Source organism: Pseudomonas sp. CAM1A (genome assembly GCF_047501685.1).
Lineage (GTDB): Bacteria > Pseudomonadota > Gammaproteobacteria > Pseudomonadales > Pseudomonadaceae > Aquipseudomonas.
This window is the reverse complement of record NZ_JBFNXP010000003.1, coordinates 644564-659572: the sequence shown is the minus strand read 5'-3', so window position 1 is coordinate 659572 and position 15009 is coordinate 644564. Positions and strand designations below refer to the sequence as shown.

The following is a 15009-nucleotide window of genomic DNA, read 5'->3' as shown; positions in this document are numbered from 1 at the left end:
TTTCCAAAGGGACTTTCACTTGGCCGCACCTTGCCTTCACCTCGCGCTGTCCGCACGAGGCACTCCATGACCACCCCCACTCCCGAGCCCCAGGCACCGTTGACCACGGCCTTGCCCACGGCGGCGCAGCGCCTGCCCTGGCTGGAACGCCTGAGCAAGTACCGCCAGCCGCTGGGATTGGCGTTGACGCTGCTGCTGTTCGCCATGGGCCTGATCGCCTGCCGCCATCTGTTGAGCGAACTGGATATCTACGCCCTGCATGATGCGATGCTCAGCGTACCGACCCAGTCGCTGTTCGGCGCGCTGCTGGCCACGCTGGCCGGCTTCGTGATCCTGCTCGGTTACGAATGGTCGGCCAGCCGCTATGCCGCCGTGCAACTGCCACCCCGCACCCTGGTGCTCGGCGGTTTTAGCGCCTTCGCCATTGGCAACGCGATAGGCCTGTCGATGCTGTCGGGTGGCTCGGTGCGTTATCGCCTCTATGCCCGCCAAGGTCTGGGCGCTGCAGAAGTCGCGCGCATGACGGTGTTCGCCAGCCTCTCGCTGGGCTGCGCGCTGCCGCCGCTGGCGGCACTGGCCACCCTGAGCGACCTGCCGGCAGCGGCAACGGCGCTGCGTTTGCCTGCACCGCTGCTGGGCGGTATCGCCATCGCGGTGCTGGTCGCGGCAGCAGCCCTGGTCATGGGCCTGTACCGCCGTCGCCTGCCTGAACAGCCGCTTGCCGACAACCTGCTGGTGCAGTTCGGGCGCCGCACCCTGCGCCTGCCAGGCGCACGCCTGACTGCGTTGCAACTGCTGATCACCGCCCTGGATGTCGCCGCCGCGGCCACCGTGCTTTATTTGCTGCTGCCTGAAGCCCCGCCCTTTGGCGCGTTCGTGCTGGTCTACCTGCTCGCCCTCGCCGCCGGGGTGCTCAGCCATGTACCGGGTGGTGTCGGGGTGTTCGAGGCGATCCTGCTGGCCGCGTTCGCCAACCAGCTGGGCGCGGCACCACTGGCGGCCGCCCTGCTGCTGTACCGGCTGATCTACGTGGTGCTGCCGTTGCTGGTGGCCTGCGTGCTGCTGTTGGCCAACGAGGCCCGCCGGCTGATGGTCGCCCAGCAGGCGATCCGCGCCGCCTCCGGCCTGGCCGCGCCGGTGTTGGCGATCCTGGTGTTCCTCTCCGGCGTGGTGTTGCTGTTCTCCGGCGCCACCCCGGAGATCGACAGCCGTCTGGAGCACATGGGTTTCCTGATCCCACACCGCCTGATCGATGCCTCGCACTTCGGCGCCAGCCTGATCGGCGTGCTCTGCCTGCTGCTCGCCCAGGGCCTGCGCAGGCGCCTGTCGGCCGCCTGGCTGCTGACCACCGTGCTGCTGCTGGTGGGCGCGGTGCTGTCGCTGCTCAAGGGCTTCGACTGGGAAGAAGCCAGCCTGATGTGCTTCACCGCTGCCCTGCTCGCCTTGTTCCGCCGCTCGTTCTACCGCCCCAGCCGCCTGCTGGAGCTGCCGTTCTCGCCGGTGTACCTGGTGGCCAGCGCCTGCGTAGTTGGCGCCTCGGTATGGCTGCTGCTGTTCGCCTACCAGGACGTGCCCTACACCCACAAGCTGTGGTGGCAGTTCACCCTTGATGCCGATGCGCCGCGGGGCTTGCGCGCCGCGCTGGGCAGCGCCGTGCTGCTGGTGATCGTCGCCCTGACCTGGCTGCTGCGCACTGCCCGGCCAGTGATCCACTTGCCCAACGAAGATGAACTGCAGCGCGCCAACCGTATCCTGCTCGCCTCCGACCAGCCCGATGGTGGGTTGGCCCTGACCGGGGACAAGGCGCTGCTGTTCCACCCCAACGACAACGCCTTCCTGATGTATGCCCGTCGCGGCCGCAGCCTGGTAGCCCTGTACGACCCGATCGGCCCGGCCCAGGAACGCGCCGAAATGATCTGGCAGTTCCGCGACCTGTGCGACCTGCACCATGCACGGCCGGTGTTCTACCAGGTGCGTGCGGAGAACCTGCCGTTCTACATGGACATCGGCCTGACCGCGATCAAGCTCGGCGAGGAAGCGCGGGTCGACCTGCGCCGCTTCGATATCGACGCCAAGGGCAAGGAAATGAAGGACCTGCGCTACACCTGGAACCGCGGCGGCCGCGACGGCCTGGCCCTGGAGATCCACGAGCCAGGCCACGCCCCGCTGGAGGCACTCAAGGAGATCTCCGACGCCTGGCTCAGCGGCAAGAACGTGCGCGAAAAAGGCTTCTCCCTCGGACGCTTCAGCCCCGAATACCTGCAGCATTTCCGCATCGCGCTGATCCGCTTCCAGGGCCGCCCGGTGGCCTTCGCCAACCTGTTGGAGACCCACAGCAACGAGCTGGCCAGCCTCGACCTGATGCGCGCGCATCCAGAAGCGCCGAAGCTGACCATGGAGTTCATGATGGTCGGCCTGATCCTCCACTATAAGAGCCACGACTATGGCCGCTTCAGCCTGGGGATGGTCCCCCTCTCCGGCCTGCAGCCGCGGCGTGGCGCCCCCTTGACCCAGCGCCTGGGCTCGATGGTGTTCCAGCGCGGCGAACAGCTCTACAACTTCCAGGGCCTGCGGCGCTTCAAGGACAAGTTCCAGCCGGACTGGGAACCCCGCTACATGGCTGTGCCGGCCGGGCTCGACCCGCTGGTGGCACTGGCTGACACCGCCGCCCTGATCGCTGGCGGCCTGACTGGATTGGTGAAACGTTGATGATCCGACGCTATTGGCTGTACGTACTGATTCCTCTGTTGCTCGCCGTGCTGGCCGGTGGCGCGGCCTTCTGGCTGTGGACCCGCCCTGCCCCCGAGGCACGCCTGGAGCACCTCACACTGGACGACGGCAGCGCCCTGACCCGCGCCACTCCCGGCGTGCACGCCAAGGCCCGGGTGGCCATCGGCGTGCCCCAGGACCAAGCCCTGACCGACAAGCAACTGCTCGACTTGAGCCAGGCCGGCGAGGCCCAGCTGGTGCAGGTGGTCCTGCCGCCGGCCGACTGCGCCAAGCAGCAGGCCGCGATGGACCAGGCCCTGACTCGACTGGCCGATAAACCGACTCTGGTTGCCGGTATCGGCCCAGGCGCCGCCCAGGCCTGGCGCTGGCTGGCCGCGCAAAACGACGACAAGGCGCGAGCCATCTCGGTGGATTTCACCGTCGAGCAGCCCGGCTGCCAGGCCGCCCTGCCCAAGTCCGCGGCCCACGGCCACTGGAACGTGGCCTGGAACGACAACCCGGATGACGCCAGCGCCGCCTTCGTGCGCGACCAGGCCAACGCCGAGACCAGCATCGCCGACTACGACATCCACCTGCCCCAGGTACTCAAGGCCCAGTTGACCCAGGCTCTGGTCGGCCACGATGGCAACGCTCTGGCGATCCCGGTGGTCGAAGTCCCGGCCGGGCAGACCACCGACACCGTGACCCTGTTCCTCTCCGGCGACGGCGGCTGGCGTGACCTGGACCGCGATGTGGCCGGCGAGATGGCCAAGCTTGGCTACCCGGTGGTCGGCATCGACACCCTGCGCTATTACTGGCAGCACAAGACCCCGGAGCAGAGCGCCGCCGACCTGTCCGAGCTGATGCAGCACTACCGCCAGAAATGGGGCACCAAACGCTTCGTGCTGACCGGTTACTCGTTCGGCGCCGATGTGCTGCCGGCTATCTATAACCGCCTGAGCGCGGACGACCAGAAACGCATCGACGCGGTGATCCTGCTGGCGTTCGCCCGCAGCGGCAGCTTTGAGATCGAGGTGGAAGGCTGGTTGGGCAAGGAAGGACAAGAGGCCCCGACCGGGCCGGAAATGGCCAGGTTGCCGGCAGCGAAGGTGGTGTGCATCTATGGCGTGGAAGAAACCGACGAAAGCGGCTGCACCGACAAGACCGCCGTGGGCGAGCGCATGAAACTGCCGGGCGGCCATCACTTCGACGAGAACTACCCGGCACTGGCCAAGCGCCTGATTGGCGAGATCGAGACCCGCCAGGGAAAGGCCAACGTCGCTGAGAAATGATGTGAAAGGGGCCGCTTTGCGGCCCACCGCGGGGCAAGCCCGCTCCCACGAGGATTACCTGGGCCTTGTGGGAGCGGGCTTGCCCCGCGATGTTTGTGCCATCAGATCTCGACCTGCGTCCCCAGCTCGATCACCCGATTGAGCGGCAGGTTGAAGAACCGCAGATTGCCGTTGGCGTTCTTCAGCAAGAATGCGAACAGGTTCCCGCGCCAGCGCGACATCCCTTCCAGGCGCGAGGCAATCACCGTCTCCCGACTAAGGAAGTAGGTTGTGCGCATCGGGCTGAAGTCCAGCTCGTCAAGGTGACACAGCTTGAGCGCCGCCGGCACGTCTGGCTCATCCATGAAGCCGAAGTGCAGCAGCACCCGGAAGAACCCGTCGCCATAGGCCTCCACTTCAAATCGCTCATGCTCCGGCACCCGCGGCCGGTCCTCGCTGACCACCGTCAGCAGCACCACCTGGCTGTGCAGCACCTGGTTGTGCAGCATGTTGTGCAGCAGCGCGTGCGGAACGGCATCGGAGCGCGCGGTCAGGAACACCGCGGTGCCCTCGACCCGATGCGGTGGCTGCACGCGGATGCTGCTGATGAACAGCGGCAGCGGCAATGCGCCTTCATCGATACGCTCGACCAGGATCTGCTTGCCGCGCTTCCAGGTACTCATCAACACGAACAGCACGATACCGGCCAGCACCGGGAAAGCGCCGCCCTGCACGATCTTCGGCACGTTGGCGGCGAAGAACAGCCCGTCGACGAACAGGAAACCCAGCAGCAGTGGTACCGCCAGTACCGGCGGCCACTTCCACAGCAGCAGCATGACCGCCGAGACCAGGATGGTGGTCATCAGCATGGTGCCGGTCACAGCCACGCCGTAGGCCGCCGCCAGGGCGCCGGAGGACTCGAAGCCGATCACCAGCAGCACCACGCCGACCATCAACGCCCAGTTCACCGCGCCGATATAGATCTGCCCCTGCTCGTCGCTGGAGGTGTGCTGGATCTGCATGCGCGGCACATAGCCCAGCTGGATGGCCTGGCGAGTCAGCGAGAAGGCCCCCGAGATCACCGCCTGCGAGGCGATCACCGTGGCCATCGTGGCCAGGCCCACCAGCGGCAGCAACGCCCAGGACGGCGCCAGCAGGTAGAACGGGTTGCGCGCCGCCTCGGGGTTCTGCAGCAGCATCGCACCCTGGCCGAAGTAGTTGAGCACCAGTGCCGGCAACACCAGGGCGAACCAGGCGCGGGCAATGGGTTTGCGGCCGAAATGGCCCATGTCGGCGTACAGCGCCTCGGCACCGGTCAGCGCCAGCACCACCGCACCAAGAATGGCCACGCCCATGCCGGGGTGAACGATGAAGAAGTTCAAGGCCCAGCCCGGGTTGAACGCCTTCAGCACCTCCGGGCTCTGCGAGATCCCATGCACGCCCAGTGCTGCCAGCACCAGGAACCAGGCGACCATGATCGGGCCGAAGGCCTTGCCGATCTTCTCGGTGCCATGCTTCTGCACCAGGAACAGCGCCACCAGCACCACCAGCGCGATCGGCACCACCCAGTGGTCGATACCCTCGAACGCCAGGCCCATGCCCTCCACCGCCGACAACACCGACACCGCCGGGGTAATCATGCTGTCGCCGTAGAACAGCGAGGCGCCGATCAGCCCGCAGCCGACCATCAGCATGCGCAGCCGCGGATACTGCGCCGTGGCCCGCCGCGCCAGCGCGGTCAGGGCCATGGTGCCGCCCTCGCCCTGGTTGTCGGCGCGCAGGATGAACATCACGTACTTGAACGAAACCACCCACAGCAGCGACCAGAGGATCAACGACAGGATGCCCAGCACCCCGTCATGGTTGACCTGTACGCCATAACCGCCGGTAAAGACCTCTTTGAGGGTGTACAGCGGGCTGGTGCCGATATCGCCATAGACCACCCCAACGGCCGCCACGAGCAGGCCCAGCGGCCGTGCCGCCCCCTGCTTCCCCGCGTGTCCGCCTTCGGCATGACTGCTTGCCTGAACCATCGACCACTCCCGCAGACGGCCTGTTAGACCGGTTGAATGCCTACCCGCGCCGAGCCCTCCCGGAGACCCCGGCGCAACGGCGCGAAGCATAGCGCAGCGTTCGTCGTATTTCTGCTGGTAAAGCGACCTTGTGCTCGCTAGAATTGCGCACTTTTTGATCAGAGGCGCCGAAAGCGCCCGCCAGGATCGCCCCCGTTACCGGCCGGGCGACCTGTATTCAATACCGAGGTTAGCCATGTCCACCACTCCCGCCACCCCAAAGGTCGGCTTCGTCTCCCTGGGTTGCCCCAAGGCCCTGGTCGATTCCGAGCGCATCCTGACCCAGCTGCGCATGGAAGGCTATGAAGTCGTGCCTACCTACGAGGATGCCGACGTGGTGGTGGTCAACACCTGCGGCTTCATCGACAGCGCCAAGGCCGAGTCGCTGGAAGTGATCGGCGAAGCCATCAAGGAGAACGGCAAGGTCATCGTCACCGGCTGCATGGGTGTCGAGGAAGGCAGCATCCGTGACGTGCACCCCAGCGTGCTGTCGGTCACCGGCCCGCAGCAGTACGAGCAGGTGGTCAATGCCGTGCACGAAGTAGTGCCGCCGCGCCAGGACCACAACCCGCTGATCGACCTGGTGCCGCCCCAGGGCGTCAAGCTGACCCCGCGTCACTACGCCTACCTGAAGATTTCCGAAGGCTGCAACCACAGCTGCAGCTTCTGCATCATCCCGTCGATGCGCGGCAAGCTGGTCAGCCGCCCGGTTGGCGAAGTCCTGAGCGAAGCCGAGCGCCTGGTCAAGGCCGGCGTCAAGGAGATCCTGGTGATCTCCCAGGACACCAGCGCCTACGGCGTCGACGTCAAGTACAAGACCGACTTCTGGAACGGCCGCCCGGTCAAGACCCGCATGCTCGAGCTGTGCGAGGCCCTGAGCAGCCTGGGTGCCTGGGTGCGCCTGCACTATGTCTACCCGTACCCGAACGTCGACGACGTGATCCCGCTGATGGCCGCCGGCAAGATCCTGCCGTACCTGGACATCCCGTTCCAGCACGCCAGCCCCAAGGTGCTCAAGTCGATGAAGCGCCCGGCCTTCGAAGACCGCACCCTGGCGCGTATCAAGAACTGGCGTGAACAGTGCCCGCAACTGGTGATCCGCTCGACCTTCATCGTCGGCTTCCCCGGCGAGACCGAGGAAGACTTCCAGTACCTGCTGGATTGGCTGACCGAAGCCCAGCTCGACCGCGTCGGCTGCTTCCAGTACTCGCCGGTCGAAGGCGCCCCGGCCAATGACCTGGGCCTGGATGAAGTGCCGGACGACGTCAAGCAAGACCGCTGGGACCGCTTCATGGCCCACCAGCAGGCGATCAGCGCCGCGCGCCTGCAACAGCGCATCGGCAAGGAAATCGAGGTGTTGATCGACGAAGTCGAGGAACAGGGCTCGGTGGGCCGCAGCTTCTTCGACGCGCCGGAGATCGACGGTAGCGTGTTCATCGACGGCGACCACGGCTTCAAGCCGGGCGACAAGGTCCGTTGCCGTATCGTCGATGCCGACGAATACGACATGTGGGCAGAGCCCATCTGAGCGAAACCCGCCGGAAAATACCCCGCCGGCTGGCGGGGTATTTTTTTGCATCTATGTTTTCCTCAATGGCCCCGAGGATCACAGGATGTCGCCCACCGTCACGCTGCAGACTCCGCATCTGAGCGACTACCCCGAACTGGTCCGGGTGTGGGAGGCTTCGGTCCGCGCTACCCATGACTTCCTGCCCGAGGGCTACATCCTGTTGCTGCGCGAGCACGTGCTGCGCAAATACCTCGATGCCGTGATGCTGGTCTGCTGCAAGGACGCCAGGCGGCGCATCCTCGGCTTTGCCGGGGTGGCAAACGGCCGGGTCGACATGCTCTTCGTCGCGCCCGAACACCGTGGCCAGGGCATCGGACAGCGTCTGCTGCGCCACGCAGTGCTCGAATTGAACGCCGAGCGCCTGGACGTCAACGAACAGAACCCGAAAGCCCTGGGTTTCTACCTGCATGAAGGTTTCGAGATCTATGGCCGCTCGGAAACCGACGGCCTAGGACAGCCCTATCCCCTACTGCATATGAGGCTTGTTCGTACAACACCCTAGGCTTTGTACGGAAAGTGCCTGCGCGACGATCATGCTGCGTTGAAAACAGGCTCGGAATGCTCATTGACAACCAGTCAACTCCGCTTCCTCGCCTGTTTTCGCCTTGCCTGATCGCCGCTCGGCGACTTTCCGTACAAACCCTAGTACACAAACTCAGGAAACCACTACCCGCTCCGAAATGGCGCAAATGACATCGATTTGCAGCCGCTACCTCGTCCAGGCAGGTACAATGAAGGCTTTCCCTACCGCGTGATGCCCGTGTCCATGTCCGAACCCATTCGTCTCTCCAAACGCCTCATCGAACAGCTTGGCTGCTCCCGCCGCGAGGCCGAACTGTACATCGAGGGTGGCTGGGTCACGGTCGATGGCGTGGTGGTCGAACAACCCCAGTTCAAGGTCGCCGAACAGCAGGTCGAGCTGCTCCCGGGTGCTCGTGCCGACTCACTCGAACCGGTCACCCTGCTGCTCAACCAGCAGGCCGGGCAGAACACGGCAAGCGCCCTGGCCGGCATCAGCATGGCCAGCCTCAGCGAAGCGCACCGCGAGGGCGTGCGCCCGTTGCATGGGCATTTCGCCCGCCAGGCCTGCATCGTCCCGCTGCTGCCCGGCGCCAGTGGCCTGCAGCTGTTCACCCAGGACTGGCGGGTAACCCGCAAGCTCGAGGCCGACCTGCGCCGCATGGAGCAGGAATACATCGTCCAAGTCAGTGGTGAGGCCAAACCCGGCGCCCTCGAGCGCCTGGCCCGCGGCGTGGAGCGCAAGGGTGTCGAACTGCCGAAGGCCAAGGCCAGCTGGCAGAACGAGCAACACCTGCGCATCGTGCTGAAGAACCCGCAACCCGGGTTGATCGAACTACTTTGCGAAACCGCCGGCCTCAAGGTGCTGGCGATGCGCCGTATTCGCCTGGGCGGGGTGTCGATGGGCAAGCTGCCCCTGGGCCAGTGGCGCTACGTGGCCGCTACAGAACGCTTCTAGCATTACCGCCGCGCAATGACTGACGCGGCAACAGAACAGGATTCGCTGCAATGAACCACAACGATGTACTGCGCAGCCTGCGCTACATGCTCAAGGCCAACGACCAGAAAATGGCCGAGATCATCAAGCTCTCGGGCCTTGAGGTTTCCGTCGAGGCCATCGCCACCTATGTGAAGAAGGAAGAGGAACCCGGCTTCGTACGCTGCCCGGAAAAGGTCATGGCGCACTTCCTCGACGGCCTGGTGATTCACCGTCGCGGCCGCGACGACAGCCGCCCGCCGCAGCCGATCGAAGTGCCGGTGACCAACAACACCGTGCTCAAGAAGCTGCGGGTGGCCTTCGAGCTGAAGGAGGACGACCTGCATGCGGTGCTCAAGTCCGTCGACTTCCCGGTGTCCAAACCGGAGCTGAGCGCGCTGTTCCGCAAGGTTGGCCACGACAACTACCGCCCCTGCGGCGACCAGTTGCTGCGCAACTTCCTCAAGGGCCTGACCCTTCGCGTACGCGGCTGAGCCAAGATGCAGCATACCGTCTCGCCGGTCGGCATCGTTCGCTCCTGCTTCAAGGAGAAGTTCGCCATCCCGCGCCAGCCCCAGCTGGCGCCGGCCGCCCGTGGCGTGCTGGAGCTACTGCCGCCCTTTGACCAGGGCGATGCCGTCGCAGGCCTGGAGCAGGTCAGCCATGTGTGGTTGCTGTTCCTGTTCCACCAGGCCCTGGAAGACAAGCCACGCCTGAAGGTGCGCCCACCACGCCTGGGCGGCAACAAGAGCATGGGGGTGTTCGCCACCCGGGCCACCCATCGGCCCAACGGCATCGGCCAGTCGGTGGTACGCCTGGAAGGCGTCGAACCGGGGCGCCTGCTGCTGTCGGGGATCGATCTGCTGGACGGCACCCCGGTGCTGGATATCAAGCCTTATGTGCCGTATGCGGACAGCGTCGCCGAGGCATCGAACCTGATGGCCAGTGATGCCCCGGAGCCGATCAGCGTGCAATGGAGCGAGAGCGCGCTACCTCAGGCCCACACCCACGCACTACGCCTGGGCGAACCATTGGTCGAGCTTATCGAGCAGTGCCTCGCCCAGGACCCACGCCCTGCCTACCAGGTACCACCGCCCGAGCGGGTATATGGGGTGAGGTTCTGGGATGTACAGGTGCGCTGGCATTATCCGCAACCGGATGTGATCCGGGTGCTGGAGGTGACACCGGAGTGATCCGGTGTCGATGCGGGCGCTATCGCGGGGCAAGCCCGCTCCCACGCATCGGCCCCTGTGTTTAACCAGCGTGGGAGCGGGCTTGCCCCGCGATGGCGCACACACGGCGAACCTGTTCTGCGGGCATAAAAAAACGCAGGCCAAGCCTGCGTTTTTCATTCATGCCGCTCGCCTTATTTCTCGACGAACGCACGCTCGATCAGGTAGTCGCCCGGCTCGCGCATGCGCGCGGAGATCTTCAGGCCGAAGCTGTCCAGCACTTCGCTGGTCTCGTCGAGCATGCTCGGGCTGCCGCAGATCATCGCACGGTCGTCCTGCGGGTTGATCGGCGGCAGGCCGATATCGCTGAACAGTTTGCCGCTGCGCATCAGATCGGTCAGGCGGCCCTGGTTTTCGAAAGGCTCGCGGGTCACGGTCGGGTAGTAGATCAGTTTGTCGCGCACCGACTCACCGAAGAATTCGTTCTGCGGCAGGTGCTCGGTGATGAACTCGCGATAGGCCACTTCGTTCACGTAGCGCACACCGTGTACCAGGATCACTTTCTCGAAGCGCTCGTAGGTCTCCGGGTCCTGGATGACGCTCATGAACGGCGCCAGGCCAGTGCCGGTGCTAAGCAGGTACAGGTGCTTGCCTGGGTTCAGGTCGTCCAGCACCAGGGTGCCGGTGGGCTTCTTGCTGATGATGATCTCGTCGCCTTCCTTCAGGTGCTGCAGCTGGGAGGTCAGCGGACCATCCGGCACCTTGATGCTGAAGAACTCCAGGTGCTCTTCCCAGTTCGGCGAGGCGATGGAGTAGGCGCGCATGAGCGGACGGCCGCTGTCCTGCTGCAGGCCGATCATCACGAACTGACCGTTCTCGAAGCGCAGGCCCGGATCACGGGTGCACTTGAAGCTGAACAGAGTGTCGTTCCAGTGGTGCACACTGAGGACACGTTCGTGGTTCATGTTGCTCATCGATGGGGCTCCTGAAGGAAAACGCGGCGCGCGCAAGACGCGCAGTTGCGCGATAGTTTAGGGGCAGCGACAATATCTGTTAACTGAATTATCAAGATATGTGTTATCGGTTATATAGATATGCGATTCACACTTCGTCAGCTCCAGGTCTTTGTCGCCGTCGCCCAGCACCAGAGTGTGTCCAGGGCCGCGGGCGTACTGGCCTTGTCGCAATCTGCGGCGAGCACCTCGATCACCGAACTGGAGCGCCAGTCCAGCTGCCAGCTGTTCGACCGTGCCGGTAAACGCCTGAGCCTCAACGCCCTGGGCCATCAACTGTTGCCGCAGGCCGTGGCCCTGCTCGACCAGGCCAAGGAAATCGAAGACCTGCTCAACGGCAAGTCGGGGTTCGGCTCGCTGGCCGTCGGCGCCACCCTGACCATCGGCAACTACCTGGCCACCTTGCTGATCGGCAGCTTCATGCAGCTGCACCCGGAAAGCCAGGTCAAACTGCACGTGCAGAACACTGCGCATATCGTGCAACAGGTTGCCCATTACGAAATTGACCTGGGTCTAATCGAAGGCGACTGCAACCACCCCGACCTGGAGGTGCAGCCTTGGGTGGAGGATGAGCTGGTGGTGTTCTGCGCGCCGCAGCATCCGCTGGCCAAGGCCGGCCATGCCGATATCGAGCAACTGTCCCAGGAAGCCTGGATCCTGCGCGAACAAGGCTCGGGCACGCGCCTGACCTTCGACCAGGCCATGCGTCATCATCGCGCCAACCTGAACATCCGCCTGGAGCTGGAACATACCGAAGCAATCAAGCGGGCCGTGGAGTCGGGGCTGGGCATCGGCTGCATCTCGCGCCTGGCGCTGCGCGACGCTTTCCGCCGCGGCAGCCTGGTGCCGGTGGAAACCCCGGCCCTGGACCTGGCGCGACAGTTCTACTTCATCTGGCACAAGCAGAAGTACCAGACCTCGGCCATGCGCGAGTTCCTCGAGCTGTGCCGCAGTTTCACCGCTGGCGTGCAGCGCAGCGACGAGATCGTGCTGCCGCCGATCGCCTGAAGGTCAGCCGAGCAGGATCACGCCCCAGACCAGCGCGACCATGCTCATGGCCACCAGTTGCGCGGCACTGCCCATGTCCTTGGCGTTCTTCGACAATGGGTGACGATCGAGGGAGATGCGATCGATCGCCGCCTCCACCGCCGAATTGAGCAGCTCGACGATCAGCCCCAGCAGGCACACGGCGATGAGGATCGCCCGTTCGGCGCGGCTCACCGGCAGCCAGAAGGCTGTAGGGATCAACAGCACGTTGACCAGCACCAGCTGGCGAAACGCGGCCTCACCCTTGAACGCGGCGCGCAGGCCGTCCAGCGAGTAGCCGGCGGCATTGAAGATACGTTTGAGGCCGGTCTGGCCCTTGAATGGCGACATGTGTGTCAGTCACTTCACCGAAAAAAGGCCAGCAGGCTAGTTCAACCGCAGTCAAAAAAGCGTGAAGGCGCAGGGATTTAGCTGGCCGAAACCGATTCAAGTTGTTGCAACAACAGCGCGGCCTGGGTCCGGGTACGCACGCCGAGCTTGCGGAAGATCGCCGTGACGTGGGCCTTGATGGTCGCCTCCGAGACACTCAGTTCATAGGCGATCTGCTTGTTCAGCAACCCTTCGCAGACCATGGTCAGCACGCGGAACTGCTGCGGGGTGAGGCTGGCCAGCCCTTCGCTGGCGGCCTTGGCCTCGGCAGACACATCGACCTTCTCGAACGCCTGCGGCGGCCACCAGACGTCGCCGTCGAGCACATTGCGCACGGCTTCCTGGATCTTGCTCAGTTCACTGGACTTGGGGATGAAACCGCTGGCGCCGAACTCGCGGGACTTGACCACGACTGCCGCCTCTTCCTGCGCTGAAACCATCACCACCGGGATCTGCGGGTATTGGCCACGCAGCAGCACCAGCCCGGAGAAACCATAGGCACCGGGCATGTTCAAGTCCAGCAGGACCAGGTCCCAGTCGGCTTTTTCGGTCAGGCTGGTTTCCAGTTCGGCGATGCTCGCCACCTCGACCAAGCGCACATCCGGGCCCAGGCCGAGGGTAACGGCCTGGCGCAGTGCGCTGCGAAACAGCGGGTGGTCATCGGCAATCAGGATTTCGTATGTGGCCATCGATCTAGGGATCCTGTTCTGTACCAGGCGCAGGGGGTACGGGAGACGCCTGGCGGGCAACTCATGGCGCGAACGGCAGGGCCGCCGGCCGGGATGGCACGGCGAAGTCCGGGGTAACAGCAGCTTCGTCGTGCCCGAAGCGGCGCCAAGGATGCCGAGCACGCCCCGGGTGGTCAAGCCAATTGCCCGGTCGTCCCCGCCTACCCTGGCTGCCAGCCCCGACAGTATGTACCAATCCGCCGCGCCTGCCCCTTGGACTATAGGAAGGTATGCAAACGCTGGTGGACCTCGTCCTGCTCATCCAGCGCCAAGCGCCGCTTGCCGCTGAGGTAGTGCAGGCTGAACACATCCAGGTAGGCATCCAGGGCCTGCGAGGCCTGGCTGTCGCCGGCCAGTTCCAGGCACATGGCGGCGACTTCGGCGGTACAGAAGTGGTCGTCACGCTTTGAGCGGCGCAGGCGATAGCGCGACATCTGCTCGGCTTGCAGGCTCAGCACCGGGAAGCGGTCGAGATAAGGGCTCTTGCGGAACATCTTGCGCGCCTCGGTCCAGGTGGCGTCGAGCAGGATGAACAGCGGGCGCTTGCCCGGTTCACGCACCACCTCGCTGACCACACGGTCCTCTTTGACGAATTCGCCGGGGAAAACGATGTAAGGCTGCCAGCGCGGATCGTCCAGCAACGCCAGCAGGCCTTCGTCCACCGAGGTACGCAGCCAGCCAAAGGCCGAGGTATCCTCGATCACGTCGGCAATCAGCCACCCCGTGTTGGTCGGCTTCAGTGGCTCGGTGTCATGCATCAGCAGGCACATGCCGGCGTCTGCCGGCACCCGCGGTTTCCACGCGCACAGGCAGTGCGTGGCGATTACCCGGCAATTCGGGCAGCGTTCGGCACGCGAGCCGCGGGCGACAAAGGGTTTGATGCTGCGCGCCAGGCGCTCGGCGCGCAGCCGCGCTACCGCGTGGCTCATGGCTGCAGGCCTTGGCAGGAGGATGGAAGGGGCACGACGACGACTCGGTAAAAACAAAACGCGAGTCTACCAGAGCGCACGTCATTTGCCGTGCAGCCCTTGCGGCCGCTCCTTTATAATCAGCGGCCCAGGCGGCCGGGAACCCCAGCAGTTTCATGGAACGCCGCCCGCCGGCGCAGGTCAAAGCGCCAGTCATCGAACCAGGAGAGATCCATGCTGCGTCTTATCATCCCGACCCTGAGCCTGTTGCTCGCCCTGCCCCTTGCCGCCCAGGCTGCCTCCAAGCAGGAATACGAGCTGACCCAGATGCTGCAGAAGGTCGCCAAGGAAAGCAGCGTCGGTACCCCCCGGGCCATCAACGAAGACATCCTCGACCAAGGCTATACCGTCGAAGGCAAGGCGCTGGTCAATCACCTGAGCGTGCGCCAGGAGCATGCGCAGGGCATGCAGGCCAACCCCGCGCAGGTACGCAGCCAGCTGGGTGACAGCGTGTGCCGCAACAATGGTTACCGTCAGCTGATGTCCAAGGGCGCCGTGATGGTCTACCGCTTCACTGTGTACAAGACCAACCAACCGGTCATGGACCAGGCGTTCGACGCTGCCAGCTGCGCGGCTGGCAACAAGAAGAAGTGAT

14 protein-coding genes are annotated in these 15009 nt (G+C 64.8%); 9 read left to right on the top strand and 5 right to left on the bottom strand.

The features are described 5' to 3' along the window. The first annotated feature begins 66 nt into the window (after positions 1-66). On the top strand, positions 67-2709 hold the full coding sequence (mprF, locus tag ABZO33_RS11465) for a bifunctional lysylphosphatidylglycerol flippase/synthetase MprF (protein WP_414536113.1): 2643 nt from the start codon (positions 67-69) through the stop codon (positions 2707-2709). Further along, positions 2709-4001: a virulence factor family protein gene (locus ABZO33_RS11460; RefSeq protein WP_414536112.1), complete on the top strand. Its 1293-nt coding sequence runs from the start codon at positions 2709-2711 to the stop codon at positions 3999-4001. Before mprF ends, ABZO33_RS11460 begins: the two co-directional genes overlap by 1 nt. A gap of 101 nt (positions 4002-4102) precedes the next feature. Here ABZO33_RS11460 and ABZO33_RS11455 read toward each other — a convergent pair whose 3' ends face one another. Beyond that, positions 4103-6013 carry a potassium transporter Kup gene (locus ABZO33_RS11455; protein ID WP_023631037.1) on the bottom strand — a complete coding sequence of 637 codons (1911 nt, stop codon included), beginning with the start codon at positions 6011-6013 and terminating at the stop codon, positions 4103-4105. A gap of 235 nt (positions 6014-6248) precedes the next feature. Here ABZO33_RS11455 and rimO point away from each other — a divergent pair, with 235 nt between their 5' ends. The 5 genes from rimO (at position 6249) to tsaA (ending at position 10310) form a co-directional block, all read left to right on the top strand. After that, positions 6249-7580: a 30S ribosomal protein S12 methylthiotransferase RimO gene (gene rimO, locus ABZO33_RS11450; RefSeq protein WP_414536111.1), complete on the top strand. Its 1332-nt coding sequence runs from the start codon at positions 6249-6251 to the stop codon at positions 7578-7580. An 85-nt stretch (positions 7581-7665) separates the two neighbouring features. Next, the gene (locus ABZO33_RS11445; RefSeq protein WP_414536110.1) at positions 7666-8124 is read left to right on the top strand and encodes a GNAT family N-acetyltransferase; all 459 of its coding nucleotides are present in this window, start codon (positions 7666-7668) and stop codon (positions 8122-8124) included. Positions 8125-8388: 264 nt separating this feature from the next. Beyond that, positions 8389-9099 carry an rRNA pseudouridine synthase gene (locus tag ABZO33_RS11440; protein ID WP_414536109.1) on the top strand — a complete coding sequence of 237 codons (711 nt, stop codon included), beginning with the start codon at positions 8389-8391 and terminating at the stop codon, positions 9097-9099. A 50-nt stretch (positions 9100-9149) separates the two neighbouring features. Next, positions 9150-9611 carry a DUF1456 family protein gene (locus ABZO33_RS11435; protein ID WP_094010097.1) on the top strand — a complete coding sequence of 154 codons (462 nt, stop codon included), beginning with the start codon at positions 9150-9152 and terminating at the stop codon, positions 9609-9611. A 6-nt stretch (positions 9612-9617) separates the two neighbouring features. Further along, a complete protein-coding gene (gene tsaA, locus ABZO33_RS11430) occupies positions 9618-10310 on the top strand; it encodes a tRNA (N6-threonylcarbamoyladenosine(37)-N6)-methyltransferase TrmO (protein ID WP_414536108.1) in 693 nt (230 codons plus the stop codon). A gap of 173 nt (positions 10311-10483) precedes the next feature. Here the strand turns inward: tsaA and fpr are convergent, their stop codons facing one another. After that, positions 10484-11263 (bottom strand): ferredoxin-NADP reductase, encoded by a 780-nt coding sequence (gene fpr, locus ABZO33_RS11425; protein ID WP_046856781.1) that lies wholly within the window; start codon positions 11261-11263, stop codon positions 10484-10486. 120 nt (positions 11264-11383) lie between these two features. On the opposite strand from fpr, the gene finR reads away from it, so the two are divergent. Beyond that, positions 11384-12310, top strand: coding sequence for a LysR family transcriptional regulator FinR (gene finR, locus ABZO33_RS11420; RefSeq protein WP_414536107.1), 927 nt, complete (start codon positions 11384-11386; stop codon positions 12308-12310). A gap of 3 nt (positions 12311-12313) precedes the next feature. Here the strand turns inward: finR and ABZO33_RS11415 are convergent, their stop codons facing one another. From ABZO33_RS11415 to ABZO33_RS11405, 3 genes are all read right to left on the bottom strand, one after another. After that, a complete protein-coding gene (locus ABZO33_RS11415) occupies positions 12314-12679 on the bottom strand; it encodes a diacylglycerol kinase (RefSeq protein WP_023631044.1) in 366 nt (121 codons plus the stop codon). 77 nt (positions 12680-12756) lie between these two features. After that, on the bottom strand, positions 12757-13407 hold the full coding sequence (gene erdR / locus ABZO33_RS11410; protein WP_023631045.1) for a response regulator transcription factor ErdR: 651 nt from the start codon (positions 13405-13407) through the stop codon (positions 12757-12759). A gap of 257 nt (positions 13408-13664) precedes the next feature. Then, positions 13665-14375, bottom strand: a complete 711-nt coding sequence (locus ABZO33_RS11405; protein ID WP_414536106.1) for a tRNA-uridine aminocarboxypropyltransferase — start codon at positions 14373-14375, stop codon at positions 13665-13667. A 213-nt stretch (positions 14376-14588) separates the two neighbouring features. Between ABZO33_RS11405 and ABZO33_RS11400 the strand changes: the two genes are divergently transcribed. Next, positions 14589-15008, top strand: a complete 420-nt coding sequence (locus tag ABZO33_RS11400) for a quorum-sensing-regulated virulence factor family protein (protein WP_414536105.1) — start codon at positions 14589-14591, stop codon at positions 15006-15008. Position 15009: the final 1 nt, after the last annotated feature.